The organism is Novosphingobium sp., from assembly GCF_020852455.1.
GTDB lineage: Bacteria > Pseudomonadota > Alphaproteobacteria > Sphingomonadales > Sphingomonadaceae > Novosphingobium.
The window spans coordinates 256,716-271,426 of record NZ_JADZAT010000028.1 but is presented as its reverse complement, the minus strand read 5'-3'; the positions used below and the strand labels follow the sequence as shown (position 1 = coordinate 271,426).

Annotated in this window: 12 protein-coding genes; 6 read left to right on the top strand and 6 right to left on the bottom strand. The window is 64.3% G+C overall.

The window, feature by feature from the left end; all coding sequences use genetic code 11:
* Positions 1-34: 34 nt before the first annotated feature.
* Genes IT549_RS13190 through IT549_RS13180 form a run of 3 tightly spaced genes read right to left on the bottom strand, consistent with a single transcriptional unit; the run spans position 35 to position 3,068 of the window.
* Entirely contained in the window at positions 35-1,438 is a 1,404-nt protein-coding gene (locus IT549_RS13190) for a M20/M25/M40 family metallo-hydrolase (protein ID WP_292973920.1), read from the bottom strand.
* A gap of 59 nt (positions 1,439-1,497) precedes the next feature.
* Positions 1,498-1,893, bottom strand: coding sequence for a MarR family transcriptional regulator (locus tag IT549_RS13185; RefSeq protein WP_292973918.1), 396 nt, complete (start codon positions 1,891-1,893; stop codon positions 1,498-1,500).
* 53 nt (positions 1,894-1,946) lie between these two features.
* Positions 1,947-3,068, bottom strand: coding sequence for a hypothetical protein (locus tag IT549_RS13180; protein WP_292973916.1), 1,122 nt, complete (start codon positions 3,066-3,068; stop codon positions 1,947-1,949).
* Positions 3,069-3,197: 129 nt separating this feature from the next.
* On the opposite strand from IT549_RS13180, the gene gyrB reads away from it, so the two are divergent.
* The 3 genes from gyrB (at position 3,198) to IT549_RS13165 (ending at position 8,364) form a co-directional block, all read left to right on the top strand.
* Entirely contained in the window at positions 3,198-5,741 is a 2,544-nt protein-coding gene (gene gyrB, locus IT549_RS13175; protein ID WP_292973914.1) for a DNA topoisomerase (ATP-hydrolyzing) subunit B, read from the top strand.
* A 121-nt stretch (positions 5,742-5,862) separates the two neighbouring features.
* On the top strand, positions 5,863-6,930 hold the full coding sequence (locus IT549_RS13170) for a bifunctional nicotinamide-nucleotide adenylyltransferase/Nudix hydroxylase (protein ID WP_292973912.1): 1,068 nt from the start codon (positions 5,863-5,865) through the stop codon (positions 6,928-6,930).
* 51 nt (positions 6,931-6,981) lie between these two features.
* Positions 6,982-8,364, top strand: a complete 1,383-nt coding sequence (locus IT549_RS13165) for a nicotinate phosphoribosyltransferase (RefSeq protein WP_292973910.1) — start codon at positions 6,982-6,984, stop codon at positions 8,362-8,364.
* Between the two features lie 45 nt (positions 8,365-8,409).
* Here the strand turns inward: IT549_RS13165 and IT549_RS13160 are convergent, their stop codons facing one another.
* On the bottom strand, positions 8,410-9,045 hold the full coding sequence (locus tag IT549_RS13160) for a response regulator transcription factor (protein WP_292973908.1): 636 nt from the start codon (positions 9,043-9,045) through the stop codon (positions 8,410-8,412).
* Complete coding sequence (locus IT549_RS13155) at positions 9,042-10,304, bottom strand: HAMP domain-containing sensor histidine kinase (RefSeq protein WP_292973906.1); 1,263 nt, start codon at positions 10,302-10,304, stop codon at positions 9,042-9,044. The genes IT549_RS13160 and IT549_RS13155 overlap by 4 nt, the downstream gene beginning before the upstream one ends.
* Before the next feature lie 191 nt (positions 10,305-10,495).
* Between IT549_RS13155 and IT549_RS13150 the strand changes: the two genes are divergently transcribed.
* Positions 10,496-10,891 (top strand): hypothetical protein, encoded by a 396-nt coding sequence (locus IT549_RS13150; RefSeq protein WP_292973904.1) that lies wholly within the window; start codon positions 10,496-10,498, stop codon positions 10,889-10,891.
* 139 nt (positions 10,892-11,030) lie between these two features.
* Positions 11,031-12,113, top strand: coding sequence for a C1 family peptidase (locus tag IT549_RS13145; RefSeq protein WP_292973902.1), 1,083 nt, complete (start codon positions 11,031-11,033; stop codon positions 12,111-12,113).
* Positions 12,114-12,171: 58 nt separating this feature from the next.
* Here the strand turns inward: IT549_RS13145 and IT549_RS13140 are convergent, their stop codons facing one another.
* Positions 12,172-12,807 carry a TetR/AcrR family transcriptional regulator gene (locus tag IT549_RS13140; RefSeq protein ID WP_292973900.1) on the bottom strand — a complete coding sequence of 212 codons (636 nt, stop codon included), beginning with the start codon at positions 12,805-12,807 and terminating at the stop codon, positions 12,172-12,174.
* Between the two features lie 131 nt (positions 12,808-12,938).
* Here IT549_RS13140 and IT549_RS13135 point away from each other — a divergent pair, with 131 nt between their 5' ends.
* Positions 12,939-14,708, top strand: a complete 1,770-nt coding sequence (locus IT549_RS13135; RefSeq protein ID WP_292973898.1) for a bifunctional metallophosphatase/5'-nucleotidase — start codon at positions 12,939-12,941, stop codon at positions 14,706-14,708.
* Positions 14,709-14,711 lie beyond the last annotated feature (3 nt).

Here is a 14,711-nt window from a genome sequence, read left to right as displayed (position 1 = left end):
CTCGGTGTGACGGCCCTTTGTGTTGACGGCTTGGCTATTTTCCGCTCAGCAACTTGACCAGATCGTGGAGATAATCCCGCCCCTCCATCAACGCGCGCACTTCAATCCGCTCGTTGAGGCCATGGGTGCCGTTGCCGTCGGGATCACTCCACAGACCGGGCACACCATAGGTCGGGATCCCCACTGCGGCGAGATAGACCCCGTCGGTCGCGCCGGTCGACATGGTCGGGATCACCGGCACGCCTGGCCAGCGCTTGGCCGCGAGTTGCTCCATCGGCCCGATCAGCGCGGGCGTCATTGGCGGGGCCTTGGCGATCGGCTTGCCGCGCACTTTCTGTTCGATTTTGACCGCCGGGTTGCCGATCGCCCCCGCTAGCATGGCCTCGGTCTCATCGGCTGAGCGGCCCGGGAACATCCGGCAATTGACGTTGGCGGTAACCTTCTGCGGTAGCGCGTTCTGCGCGTGGCCGCCGTCGATCAGCGTCGCGACGCAAGTGGTACGCAGCAGCGAATGCAGCGTCTTGTCGGTGTTGACCGTGTCTTCGGCGGCCTTGTCTGCCGGATTGGCTGCAAGTGCGACCATGGCCTGACCCATGGCATCGTCGCGGTTGCTGCCGGCCTTGGTGAAGAAAGCGCGCGTGGTGTCGTTGAATTCCAGCGGGAACCGGAAATCGCGGACCTTGGCCAGCGCATCACCCATCACATAGATCGCATTGTCGCGCACCGGGCGCGACGAATGGCCGCCAGGATTGGTGACGGTCAGGGTAAAGTCCTGATAGGCCTTCTCGCCTACCTGGATGGTCTGCTGCAGCAGCTTGCCCTTGCCATCGGTGCGCCCGCCGCCGCCTTCGTTGAGCGCATATTCGGCATCGATCAGCTCACGCCGGTTTTTGGCGAGCCATTCCGCCCCGTTGAACGCGCCGCTGGTTTCCTCCCCGCAAGTCAAAGCCAGCTTGATCGTGCGCTTGGGCTTGTAGCCCTCCTTCTGGAAGCGGATCAGCGTGTCGGTAAAGATCGCGGCCTGGGCCTTGTCGTCCACGGTGCCGCGGGCATAGTAATAGCCATCCTCCTCGATCAACGTGAACGGATCGCGGACCCAATCCTCGCGCTTGGCCTCGACCACGTCGATATGCGCGAGCAGCAGCATCGGCTTGAGCTTCTTCGAAGTGCCGGGATAGACCACCACCAGCCCGCCATCCTTGGGATGTTCGGGCACGGAGAACAGGGTCATCTGGCTATCCGGGATCCCGGCCGCCTTCAATCGCGCTGCCATCCGCTCGGCCGCCAGCGTGCAGCTGCCACTGGTGACCGTGGTGTTGGTCTCCACCAGTTCCTTGTAAAGCCCGCGGAATTCGACCTGATCGGGGCGCAGTTGCATTGGCTGAGCCTGGGCGGCAACGGACGCGCTCAGCAAGAGTACGACGGCGAACTTTTTCATGGTTAAACCCCTTGTTGTCCGGGCCGATTGGAGCAGGTTTTCAGGGCTGGGGAAAGCGTTCAAATCGCGGTGTCGCGCGCGTTGTCCAGTTTCTGCCGCAGCCGCTGCAACAGTTGCAGCATGGTCTGCAGTTCGGTTTCGTCGAGGCTTTGCTCAACCAGTGGCAGCAGCGGGCCAATTGCGGCAACGCAGGCATCGCGCATCGCCCGGCCGGCTTCGGTCAGCGCAACCAGCTTGGCCCGGCCATCGGCGGGATCGGGGCGGACCGAAATCAGTCCGGATCGTTCCATCCGCGCAAGGGTGCTGGTCATGGTCCCCCGGGTCACCTGAATCGCATCGGCCAGCTGGGCCGGCGACTGCTCGGCCAGCCCCCGCCGGATAAAATGGTGCAGCACGGTAAATTGCGCGCGCGTGATACCGGCTGGCAGTGCCCGTTCGAACGCATTGCCGGCCAATTGATCAATAATCGCTATTTCGGTGAAAAGCTGGAAAGGCAGCGGCTCTCGGTTCATCGACGCAGGTGGGCCTCTAGCGGATAGCGGGCGGATGGAATCACCGGAGAGGCCATACCTACACGGGACAACATTTGCACGCATTGGCTGCTTTGCGCGCCAAGCAGTTGCCGGGCCTCGGTATAGAGATCGGCCATCGCGGGATATTCCTGCAGCGCCTGGCTCATCGGGTGCATCGCAGCCCCTGCGGCGGCGGCGCGCAGGCAAGTCCGGGCGTAGCGGCGCCCGGCAGCCAGTTGCGCAAGGCGCGAATTGTCCGGGGTTACCAACCACAGCACCGCCGGGACCGAGGCATGGACCTTTTGCAGATCTTCCAGCCCCAGCCGGAACGATGTGCTGGCGGGATCGGCCAGGCTTTCGCGGTTGGTCAGGCCCAGCAAGGATGTCCCCTCGATCAGCGGCCCGGTCAGTGCAAGGCCATCGGGATTGGCATCGACCTCGCGGTGGCCAATCCGCATCAGCCGGACACTTTCCATATGGGCCTGATGCGTCTCCATCTCGCGGGTTATGGCCGCCACGGTTAGCTTGCGGACCTGCGCCAGCAGAGCGGGATCGGCGCTGGCCTGCATGCCCTCGCCGCCAATTTGTTCGAGCAACCCGGGGGGTAACGGTCGGTAGGTCTGCCGGTTGGTGCGGCGCAAGGCGATGGCCCTGGCCAACGGGTCCGGGCCAGGCGCACCATCGGAGATAAAGCGCAGGCGCGCGACTGGGCGATGGTCAAGCCGGGGCTGCGGCTCGCCATCGGGAAACGGCTCCACCTCAAGGCGCAGGCCGCGCTTGCTGGCGGCAATCGCGGCGAGTTCGATGAAAGTCCCGAACCCAATCGTGATCTGCCGGTCAAACGGATCGGTTTGCGGTAGCCGCTTGTCCAGATCGCAGCTGAGCACCGCGGCATCGCTGCCTTCAAGGCGGATCAACCAGGGTTGGCGGTTGTGCGGATTGGGCGCCAGTATCGCATGGCGAAAAGCATCGAGCCGCGGATCGGCGACCGGCCGATTGAGGCTCAGCCACGGTGTTTGCGCGGTTTGCGGCATGCGCGTTACACGCCAGGTTCCCGCCGCCGCACCCGCGACAAGGGCCCCACCCAGCCCGATCAGAACTTGCCTGCGCCCTGCCATTGCCATTGCCATTGCTCCAATTTGATATCAAACTATATAACTTGATATCGAATTAAATATCCCCGGTCAATCGCGTCTTTTTGGGGGGATTGGCTTGGGTTTTGGGGGGCAAGTTTCTATGGGGGGTGCATGACTGAAGATAGTGCAAACCAGCCCAACGCCAACGCCTATGGCGCCGATCAGATCAAGGTCCTCAAGGGGCTCGACGCGGTGCGCAAGCGGCCCGGCATGTACATCGGCGATACCGACGATGGCTCGGGCCTGCATCACATGGTGTTCGAAGTGTCGGACAACGCGATCGACGAGGCGCTGGCCGGGCATTGCGACCTGGTGCTGATCGAACTCAACCCCGATGGCTCGGTCTCGGTCGAGGATAATGGCCGCGGGATTCCCACCGGCATGCACCCCGAAGAAGGCGTGTCGGCGGCCGAAGTGATCATGACCCAGCTCCACGCGGGCGGGAAATTCGAGAACACTTCGGACGATAACGCTTACAAGGTCTCGGGCGGCCTCCACGGGGTCGGCGTCTCGGTGGTCAACGCGCTGTCGGAATGGCTGGAACTGACGATCTGGCGCGAAGGTCAGGAACACTGGATGAAGTTCGCCCACGGCGATGCCGTGGCGCCGCTGGAAGTGCGCGGCCCCGCGCCGATGGCCACCGAAGGCGGCCGCGCTGGCAAGGTCAAGAACGGCACCCGGGTGACTTTCCTGGCCAGCGACGAAACCTTCAAGAACGTCACGGTCTATGACTTCGAAAAGCTGGAGCACCGCTACCGCGAGCTCGCCTTCCTCAATTCGGGCGTGCGGATCCTGCTGCGCGACCGGCGCGGGGAAGAGGTCAAGGAACATGACCTGTTCTACGAAGGCGGGATCGCTGCTTTCGTGAAGTTCCTCGATCGCAACAAGCAGGCGCTGATCCCCGATCCGATCTCGCTGTCGGCCGAACGCGACGGGATCGGGATCGACGTGGCGCTGGAATGGAACGATTCGTATTACGAAAACGTCCTGTGCTTCACCAACAACATCCCCCAGCGCGATGGCGGCACGCACCTGGCCGCGTTCCGCACCGCGCTGACCCGCGCGCTGAACGGCTATGCCGAGCGTTCGGGCATGCTCAAGAAGGAAAAGGTCTCGCTCTCGGGCGAGGATATGCGCGAAGGGCTGACCGCGATCGTTTCGGTCAAGCTGCCCGATCCGAAGTTCTCCAGCCAGACCAAGGACAAGCTGGTTTCCAGCGAAGTGCGCCAGCCGCTTGAAAGCCTGATGAGCGACAAGATGAGCGAATGGCTGGAGGAAAACCCCGCCAATGCCAAGGCGGTGATCCAGAAGATCATCGATGCCGCCGCCGCGCGCGAAGCCGCCCGCCGGGCGCGCGAACTGACCCGCCGCAAGGGCGCGATGGACATCGCCAGCCTGCCCGGCAAGCTGGCCGATTGCCAGGAACGCGATCCCGCCAAGTGCGAACTGTTCCTGGTCGAAGGGGATTCGGCCGGCGGTTCGGCCAAGCAGGGGCGTGACCGGCACATCCAGGCGATCCTGCCGCTGAAGGGCAAGATCCTCAACGTCGAGCGCGCCCGGTTTGACCGGATCATCTCCTCGAAGGAAGTCGGCACGCTGATCCAGGCGATGGGCACCGGGATCCGCGACGAGTTCAACCTAGAGAAGCTGCGTTATCACAAGATCGTGATCATGACCGACGCCGACGTTGACGGCGCGCACATCCGCACGCTGCTGCTCACCTTCTTCCACCGCCAGATGCCCGATATCATCAAGGCCGGGCACCTCTTCATCGCCCAGCCGCCGCTCTACAAGGTCAGCAAGGGCCGCAGCGAGGTTTACCTGAAGGACGGGCGCGAGCTGGACGAATATCTGGTCGAGGCCGGGATCGCCGGGCGCATGCTCGAAGGACCGGGCGGGGCGCGCTCGGGCGCGGACCTCAAGGCGCTGGTCGATCATGCGATCCGCCTGCGCAGCCTGATGGGCTTCGTGCCGCGCCGCTATGATCCCAGCGTGATCGAGGCGCTGGCGTTGGCCGGGGTGCTTGAGCCCGAGCTTGACCGCGCGGGCCGCGAGAAGGCGCTCAAGACTGCGGCCGAGATGCTGGGCCGGACCGACCGTGAGGCGGTCTGGACCGCCGCGCTGCGCGAAGACGGCTCGGTCCTTGTCGAGCGACTGTGGCGCGGCGTGACCGATGCCTTCCCGATCGAGGCCGCGTTCCTGACCAGCGCCGAAGCGCGCAAGCTGGCGCGGCTGGCCGCCGAACAGGCCGGTGCCTATCAGGGCGCGATGCGGCTGGTGCGCGGCAGCGGCCAGGTAGAGGAAGCGACGAGCGAAGCGCCGGTGGCCGAAGCCGAAGATGCCCAGGCTCAGGTCGTGACCAAGGTCATCGGGCGCGACGAGGGGATCGCCCGCCCGTCGCAGCTGCTCGAAGCCGTGCTGGCCGGTGGCCGCCGCGGCCTGTCGATCGCGCGCTACAAGGGGCTGGGCGAAATGAATGCCGAGCAATTGTGGGAAACCACGCTTGATCCCACCGCGCGCGTGCTGCTGCAGGTCAAGGTCGAGGACGCCGACGTCACCGACGAGATCTTTACCCGGCTGATGGGCGACGTGGTTGAACCGCGCCGCGACTTCATCCAGGAAAACGCGCTCAACGTGGCCAACCTCGACGTCTGATTGCGCAAATCACGCAGCGGCCGTTGCGAAATTTGCACTTTGTTAAGCCGCAGGATCGCACTATGCCCCTGTAACCCGCCGGGGAGTCCGGTGCGGTACAGCAATCGAGGGAGTCTCGATCATGGGCACAAAGTGCGATTTCGGCGTCTTTATCGGACGCTTCCAGCCGCTTCATCTGGGACACGAACACACCATCCGCCACGCGCTTGAGCGGGTGGACCGGCTGATCGTGCTGATCGGATCGGCCAATATGGCGCGCAATCCGCGCAACCCCTTCAGCTATGACGAACGCGTGGCCATGCTGCGCAGCGCCTTCCGGCTGGAAATGGCGGAAGGGCGGATCATTGCCGAACCGCTCAACGATCATCTCTATTCCGACACCGCCTGGGTCGCCGAGGTGCAGCGCCGGGTCAACGCGATCGTGCTCGATGCCGGCAACAACCAGGGCTTCCACAACCTGGGGATCAGCGATTTCAAGGTCGCGCTGACCGGGTTCGGCAGCGATGCCTCGTCCTATTACCTCAAGCTGTTTCCCGAATGGGGCAACATCCAGGTCGACAGCCCCTATGCCACCTTCCACGCGACCGACATCCGCGCGCGCTATTTCCAGCGCATCCCGGAAGTGCCGGCTTCAACCCTGTCGGTGGGCGTGGCCGAACAGCTCGACATGTTCAGGCGCGGCGAAACCTTCCGCGCGCTGCTGGAAGAGGCGGAGTATCTAGCCGACTATCCCAAACAATGGGGCAAGGGGCCGTTCGTCACCGCCGATGCGGTGGTGGTCCAGTCGGGCCATATCCTGCTGATCGAGCGCGGCCGCACGCCCGGCAAGGGCCTCTTGGCGCTGCCCGGCGGCTTCGTCGATCCCGATGAACGGATCCGCGATGCCGCGGTGCGCGAACTGCGCGAGGAAACCGCGATTGCCGACAGCAAGGGGCAGATCCCCCCGGCGATGCTGGCCAGCTTCATCGAGGATCAGCGCACCCGGGTGTTCGATGCCCCTAACCGCTCGCTGCGCGGGCGGATCATCACCCATGCCTTCCTGTTTCGCCTGCCCGAACGCCGCAAGCTGTTCAGCGTGAAGGGCGGCGACGATGCGGCGCATGCCCAGTGGTACCGCCTGGGCGACCTCAGCCCCGAGATGTTTTTCGAAGATCACTGGTCGATCATCGAGGATATGGCCGACCTTTGACCCTGCCCGCGGGGGAGCCCCGCGCGCCAACCCATGTGAGGAGTTCACATCATGACCAATCTGATCCTGGCCACCGACAGCTACAAGCACAGCCACTTCCTGCAGTACCCGCCCGAAGCCCGGCGGATCAGCGCCTATGCCGAAGCGCGTCGCAACGACTTTTCCGACCAGGTGCTGTTCCTGGGCCTGCAACCGTTCCTGATCGACTATCTGGGCAAGGCCGTGACCAGCGCCGATGTCGATGAGGCCGAAGCGATCTGCGCCGCGCACGGGGTGCCGTTCAACCGCGCGGGCTGGCAGGCGATCGTTGACGATCATGGCGGGTTCCTGCCGATCGAGATCAAGGCGCTGCCCGAAGGCATGATCGCGCCCAGCGGAGTGCCGCTGCTGCAGGTCAAGAACACCGATCCGCGCATGCCGTGGCTGCCGACCTTCATCGAAACCGCGTTGCTGCGAGCGATCTGGTACCCGACCACGGTCGGCACGCTCAGCTGGAAATGCAAGGCGATCATCCGCGCCGGGCTGGAACGCAGTTCGGACGACCCGGCCGGGCAACTGCCGTTCAAGCTGCACGATTTCGGCGCGCGCGGCGTGTCCAGCGGCGAAAGCGCGGCGCTGGGCGGGATGGCGCACCTGGTCAACTTCATGGGCACCGATACGCTGGAAGGGATTCTGGCGGCGCGGCGCTATTACGGGGCCGAAATGCCCGGCTTCTCGATCCCGGCGGCCGAACATTCGACCATGACCAGCTGGGGCCGCACGCGCGAGGAAGCGGCCTATGCCAACATGCTCGACCGTTTCGACGGTGAAGGGCGGATCGTCGCGGTGGTTTCGGACAGCTATGACCTTGACCGCGCGGTCGCGGAAATCTGGGGCGGAAGCCTCCATGCCAAGGTGCTGGGCCGCCAGGGTACGCTGGTGGTTCGCCCCGACAGCGGCGATCCGATCGAAACCCCGCTGCGCACGGTGAAAACGCTGTGGGACAAGTTCGGCGGCAGCACCAACAGCAAGGGTTTCCGCGTGCTCGATCCGCATGTCCGGGTGATCCAGGGCGACGGGATGAACATCGACAGCATTGCCCGCCTGGTTGACCGGATGGTCGAGGAAGGCTTTGCGATCGACAACATTGCCTTCGGGATGGGCGGCGGGCTGCTGCAGCAGGTCAACCGCGATACGCTGCGCTTCGCGATGAAGGCCAATGCCATGCAAGTGGCTGACGGGACCTGGACCGATGTATCCAAGACGCCCGCCACCGATCCCACCAAGGGCAGCAAGGCCGGACGTCAGGCAGTGGTGCTGGACCAGGGCCAGCCGGTCGCCCGGCGGCTCGACCAGATCGATCCCGCTGCCGACCTGCTGAAGCCGGTCTGGCGCGATGGCGAGCTGCTGGTCCGTCACAGCTTCGACGATCTGCGGCAGCGGTCAGAAGCCTGAATGCAATCGAGGGCAGCATGGCGCTGCCCTCGATTTGCTGACCCGCTAGCTGGGGATCAGGCCCAGTTCACGCGCCTTGCTCACTGCGGCATAGCGCGAGCTGACCCCCAGTGCGCGCATGGCATGGTCAAGGTGGGTCTTGATCGTGGATGGCGCGATGCCAAGCGCGGCGGCAACTTCCTTGTTCGACTGGCCCTTCGCGACCAGGGCCAGCACGCGGCGCTGCTGGGGCGAAAGAAATACCGCTTCGTCTGCTGGCGGCGGATGATCGGCCTGATCGATCAGGTTCAGCACTTCGGGCGGGATATAGCGCCCACCTGCCAGCACCAGCCGGGCCGCGCCCAGGATGACCTCGCCGCTGGAAAACTTGCCCACAAAACCAGCAACCCCGGCCTGCAGCAGCCAGACCATCAGGGCCTCATCCTGGCTCCCCGTCAGGACGCAGATCGGCACCAGCGGTGCCTGGGCCTGAAGCCTGGCGATCCCTTCGCGCGGGGGCAGGTCGGGCATCATCAGATCGCTGATGATCAGATCGGGCGCGGTCTCGGCAATCTGCTGGATTGCGGCCTGAAAATCCCCGGCCAGGGTTAGCCGGCAGCCCGGGAATTCCTGTTCGAGCATGGCCGCGATCGCATCGCGGACGATCGCATGGTCGTCGCAGATCAGGAAATGCCGGCTCATCGGGCGACTGCGCCTTTGAGGGCGATGGCAAAGCTGGCACCGCGGCGGCGGCGGAGCGGGGTGAGTTCGCCGCCAAGCAAGGCGATCAGCCGCCGGGCCGAGCCCAGGCCCAGGCCGAACCCGGCACCGGCGCGGCTGCCCTGGCGGTAATCTTCGAAAATCAGCTGCTGCTCGGGCGCGGGCACGCCCCGGCCATTGTCGCTGACGACCAGGTACACTCCGCCATCACGCAAGCCGCCGATCAGGTGGACACGGCGGGCCGCTGAATGGGTGATCGCATTGTGCAGCAGGTTGCCCAGCGCCCGCTCCAGCAGCACCGGGTCGGATTCGATGGTCAGCGGCGCGCAGCGCTGACGGATCGCCATGCCGGCCAGCTGCGCCTGCTGATCATATTGCTGCATCACCCTGCTGACCAGTTCGTCCAGCCTGACCCGCTGGTAATGCGGATCGACCGCATCGGCCTCAAGCCGCAGGTGGTAAAGCATCTGGCCCAGCATTGCCTGGCCGCTGCCAAGCGCGGACAGTGCCCGTTCGAGCAGTCGCCCGCGCTCGGCAATCGTTCTGGCCTTGAGCGCTGTCTCGGCAAACAGGCGGGCGGCCTGCAGGGGTTGCCCCAGATCATGGGTCGCCGCGGCGATGAACCGGGTTGTGGTATCGCGCGCGGCCGAAACTTCGGACAGGGCTGCTTCGAGCCGCTGGTTGGCAAGCGCCATTTCACGCTGGTTGAGCAGCGAGTCGATCACCACGCGCCGGAACGCATCGGCCGAATAGAACAGCACCAGGCCATAGAGCACCACCATCACGGTCAGGATATTCATCGCCAGCCCGCCCTGCAGCAGCAGGTAAGCGGCAAAGCTGCCCAGAACGGTGATGATGCTGAGCTTGTTGCCAAAGGCGTTTTCCGGATCAGAGATCATCTGCACCGGCACATAGCCTACGCAAAAGGCTACGATCACGATCCGGTGGGCTTCTCCGCCATAGGGCAGCAGCAGCCAGATCACCGCCACCGCCAGCGCATCGAACAGCATGGTCTGCTTCTTGTCCACCATCAGCCAGAAGCGCAGCAATTCCTGGCTGTCCTGGCGGCGCAGAAAGAACATCGCATCAAAGGCCAGGACCAGTGCCACCAGCACGCCGGCCACGGCCAGCCACCAGTTCATGATCGGCGCGGGAACCACCGGGCGAAAGAACAGCCAGATCAGCGCCAGTACCGCAAAGTAAATCGCCTGACCGCCAAGCATCACCCATGGGTTGAACACAAGCAATCGGGCCTGGGTTGGGATATCCAGGGCAGCAGACGCGGGGCTGTGCATCCCTGGCAAGTCAATCTCCCCCGATTATTCCCCCATCTGGAGGATGGTCTGCACCTGATCGCTGCCGGTACTGCTAGGTGAAACGGCAAGAAAATCAATGTGATTGAGGCCGTAAACAGTCAGGCGGAGTGATTCCGATGAAAATTCGCAACAAGACCCTTGCCCAAACCCTGATGCTGGCCGCCGGCCTGACCATTTCTGCGGCTCAGGCCTGGGCAACCGGCGTTCTCAACATTTCAGCCGTGGTCAAGAACCCGGCGACCATGACCAGCGGGGCCACCCTGGCGATTACCGGCACCTGTGTTCAGGGTCCCACGCCGGTCAAGATCAAGCTGGTCGATGCCACCAGCGGGGCGGTTTTCACGCCCTATGCCAGCATCAAGTGCGGGGCCAATGCCGCTACCGTCGGCAAAACCATCGAAATCCCCACCAGCGCAGTGCCTGCGGGCACCTACAAGGTCGCGCTCAAGCAGGGCACGGCCGTGGCCTGGTGGCAGATCGGTTCGGTCGTGCAGACGGTCGTGCTGCCCTGACGGTTGCAGCAGCGACCGGAACCGCAAATCCCAATCTCGGATCGCCAAGAAAACAAAGATCGATTTCCAGATCGGCAGGCGCCTGTGCCGCCGAAACTGGACGCATCCCATCAGCTTGCCCGGAGATCTTGAAATGCACATGACCACTTCCATCAAGTCAGCCTTGCCGCGCTTGGCGCTGATTGCCGCACTGGTGACGATGACCGCGCCCGCAGCGGCCCAGCCCGGCCGCACTCCGCCGGACATTGCTGCGACCAACAAGGGCGCGGTTGCCGCGCATATCAAGCAGTTGCAGCAGGATGCCGCCGCCAAGGGCTGGACCTTTGAGGTAGCAAGCAACCCGGCCATGGCCCGCCCGCTCAACCGGCTGGCCGCAACCGTGGTTCCCGCCGATATCGAGGCGCGGATCGAGACCATGAAGGTGCTGTCGCCCAAGCTGCTCGAAAACGAACGTCGGCAGGCCGCTGGCTCTACCGCAAAGCGCATGCTGCAGGGGCCGGTGGTAACCTGCACCGTCGCGTCCGCAGTTTGTAACTATCAGCCCGACATGACCCCGATCCGCGATCAGGGCAGCTGCGGTTCGTGCTGGGACTTCGCGGCAATGGGCGCCTGGGAGGCCAACTATTACCGGATCTCGTGGAGCAAGCCGGACGCCAGCGAACAGCACGTGCTCAACTGTTCCGGTGCGGGCAGCTGCGCCGGCGGTTTCTATGACACAGTGTTCAACTGGATGCTGACCAACAAGGTCCGCACCGAAGCGCAGCAGCCCTATGTCGTCAGCCAGGGTTCGTGCCAGACGATGCCGTCCGGTTCCTATCGGGTGGCCGCCTGGGGCTATGTTCCCGCAGTCAAGGCCATGCCCACCGTTGCGGCGATGAAGCAGGCGCTGGTGCAATATGGTCCGCTGACCACGACGGTCTATGCGACCGGCGCCTTCACGGCCTATCATGCCGGGGTGTTCAATGAGAATGCCAACCCGATGTCCAGCACCGGCTGGCCGCAGATCAATCACGGCGTGGTCATTGTCGGCTGGGATGACACCAAGGGAGCCTGGCGGGTGCGCAACAGCTGGGGCACGCCATGGGGCGAACAGGGCTATGCCTGGGTTGCCTATGGCAGCAACAACATCGGTGCCTATGCGGCCTGGGTTCGCCCGGTGGCCCAGTCGATCTTCACGCCGCTGGACAACAGCCAGCTGATCCAGCCGACTTTCCAGCAGTAAGGCGGAAGGGCCTGTTTCCCGGAAGGCAGTCTGGCTTGCCAGCTGCCTTCCCGGGATTTCAGGCGGCCCTGAGCCCGCTGACCGCGCGGGCGCCGCGATCGCTGGCGGAAAGGCCATCGAACACCGCGTCGATGATCCTGGCCAGCTTCTCGGTGGTCAGCTTGGGCATGACCATTTCCATCGCGCCGATGTTGCAATAGACGTTGGTGATCTGGTTCACCAGGCTGATCGCCTCATCGACCGAAAGCCCGGCAAAGTGGCCTTCAGCCATGGCTTCGCCGATGATCATCGCCAGATAGTGATCGCCCAGATCGACATAGGACCGGATCAGCTCGAAGTTTTCCTTGCCCAGCTCGACATAGCTGGAAAAGGCCACCGGATCGCGTTCCCATTCGGCCTTCATCAGCGCGAAGCGGCGGGCATAGAATTCGAACATCTTGCGGCGTGGCGGCAGGTCGGATGCGACCACCTCTTCCATGATTTCCAGCTTGGGCTGGAACCAGCGTTCGGCCACGGCCTCGACCAGCGCTTCCTTGCTGTCGAAATAACGATAGAGGTTGGCGGGCGACATGCCGGCGCGGGCGGCGATTTCGCCCACGGTCATCGCGCTGTTGCCGCGTTCCTCGATCAGATCGATCACATGGCCGATCAGCGCTTCGCGCCCGGCTTCGATGTCGGTTTGTGGCCGTGCCATGCCGTGTTTCTCCCCAGCGGCGTGCTTGCGTCCTCGCTATATAGAACGCCAGGTCGAAACATTCAAGAAACTGTCTTGCACGCATAATACGCAGCACTTGTTGCGCGGTCTGCACTTGCCTAGAAGGCGGCATGCTGATTCATCCCCGCCTTTCGCTCCTTGCGCCGCTCGCCCTGCTGGGGGCCTGCAGCGGCCAGCACGTCCAGTCCGCATCGGCCCAGAGCCCGCAAACGGTGACCGTGGGGATCGCCGCGCTCAACGATTTTCACGGCGCGCTGGAACCGCCCAAGACCTCGGTCATTGTCGGCGATGGCAAGGGTGGGGTGCTGCAACTGCCGGCCGGCGGATCGGCCTATCTGGCCAGCGCGGTCGATTCGATCCGGGGCCAGTATCCCAACCACCTGACCGTTGCGGCGGGTGATCTGATCGGGGCGACGCAGCTTTCCTCGTCGCTGTTCCTCGATGAACCGGCGATCGGGGTGATGAACCGGCTGGGGCTGGATTTCAATGCGGTCGGCAATCACGAATTCGATCGCGGACGCGACGAATTGATCCGCAAGCAGCTGGGCGGCTGCCGCCAGTACACCCAGCTGAAGCCCTGCCGGATCGAACAGTTCAGCGGCGCGCGCTTTGCCTTCCTGGCCGCCAACAGCATCGAGCCCGATGGCAAGACGCTGTTCGCACCCAGTGCGATCCGCACCTTTGGCAAGGGCAAGCGCCGGGTGAAGGTCGGCCTGATCGGCATCACGCTGAAGGAAACCGCCGACCTGTCATCGCGCGAGGGGCTGCAGGGGATCCGCTTTGCGGACGAGGCCGATACGGTCAACGCGCTGGTCCCCAAGCTCAAGGCGCAGGGTGCCGATGCGATCGTGCTGTTGATCCACCAGGGCGGCTATACCAAGGGCGATGTGCCCGATCCCGGCGCCTGCCCCAACCTGACCGGCGCGATCCGCCCGATCCTTGACCGGCTCGATACCCGGGTCGATGTGGTGATCTCTGGCCATACCCACTGGTCCTATGTTTGCGATTACGCGCAGTACAATCCGGCCAAGCCGTTCCTGCTGACCAGCGCCGGGGTGTTCGGCCAGTCGGTTACCGATCTGACGCTGGAAATCGATCCGGCGGCGGACAAGGTGGTGGCCAAGCGCGCCCGCAACGTGGTGGTGCAAAGCGTCGGCTATGACACCCGGATCGGCCGGATCGAACCCAAACCGGCCTACCCGGTGTTTGCGCCGCGTGCCGACATCGCCGCCTATGTCGGCAAGTATGGCGAGGCCGCCAAGGTCGAGATTCAGCGCCCCGCCGGCAAGCTGGCGGGCGAGGTTGCGCGTCCGGGCGGCGATTCGTCCGGCACCGGGGGAACGCTGGGCTATGTCATTGCCGATGCCCAGCTGGCCGCCACCCGCAAGGCCGGGGCGCAGATCGCCTTCATGAACCCCTTCGGGATCCGTTCGCCGCATATCCTGGCGCCCGCCGCCGATGGCACGCTGACCTTCGGGCAGATCTATGCGGTGCAGCCGTTCAACAACGGGCTGGTCACCCAGTCACTGACCGGAGCAGAGTTGAAGGCGGTGCTGGAAGAAGGGCTCGACGATACCCAGCCCAAGCAGGTGCTGAGCGGATCGGCAGGCTTCCTGTTCAGCTATGACCTGACCAGGCCGGCGGGCGACCGGGTGGTTGCGATGACGCTGGATGGCAAGCCGATCGATCCCGCGGCAACCTACCGCGTGACCACCAACAGCTTTCTGGCCAATGGCGGTGACAGCTTTGCCAGCCTGGCGAAGCAGCGCGATGCGGCAATTGCCCAGCTGAGCGATATCGAGGCGCTGGAGGCCTGGTTATCGGGCGGCGAACCGCGCGCGGTGCCGATTGGCGAACGCGCGATCCAGATCAAGCGCTGACCC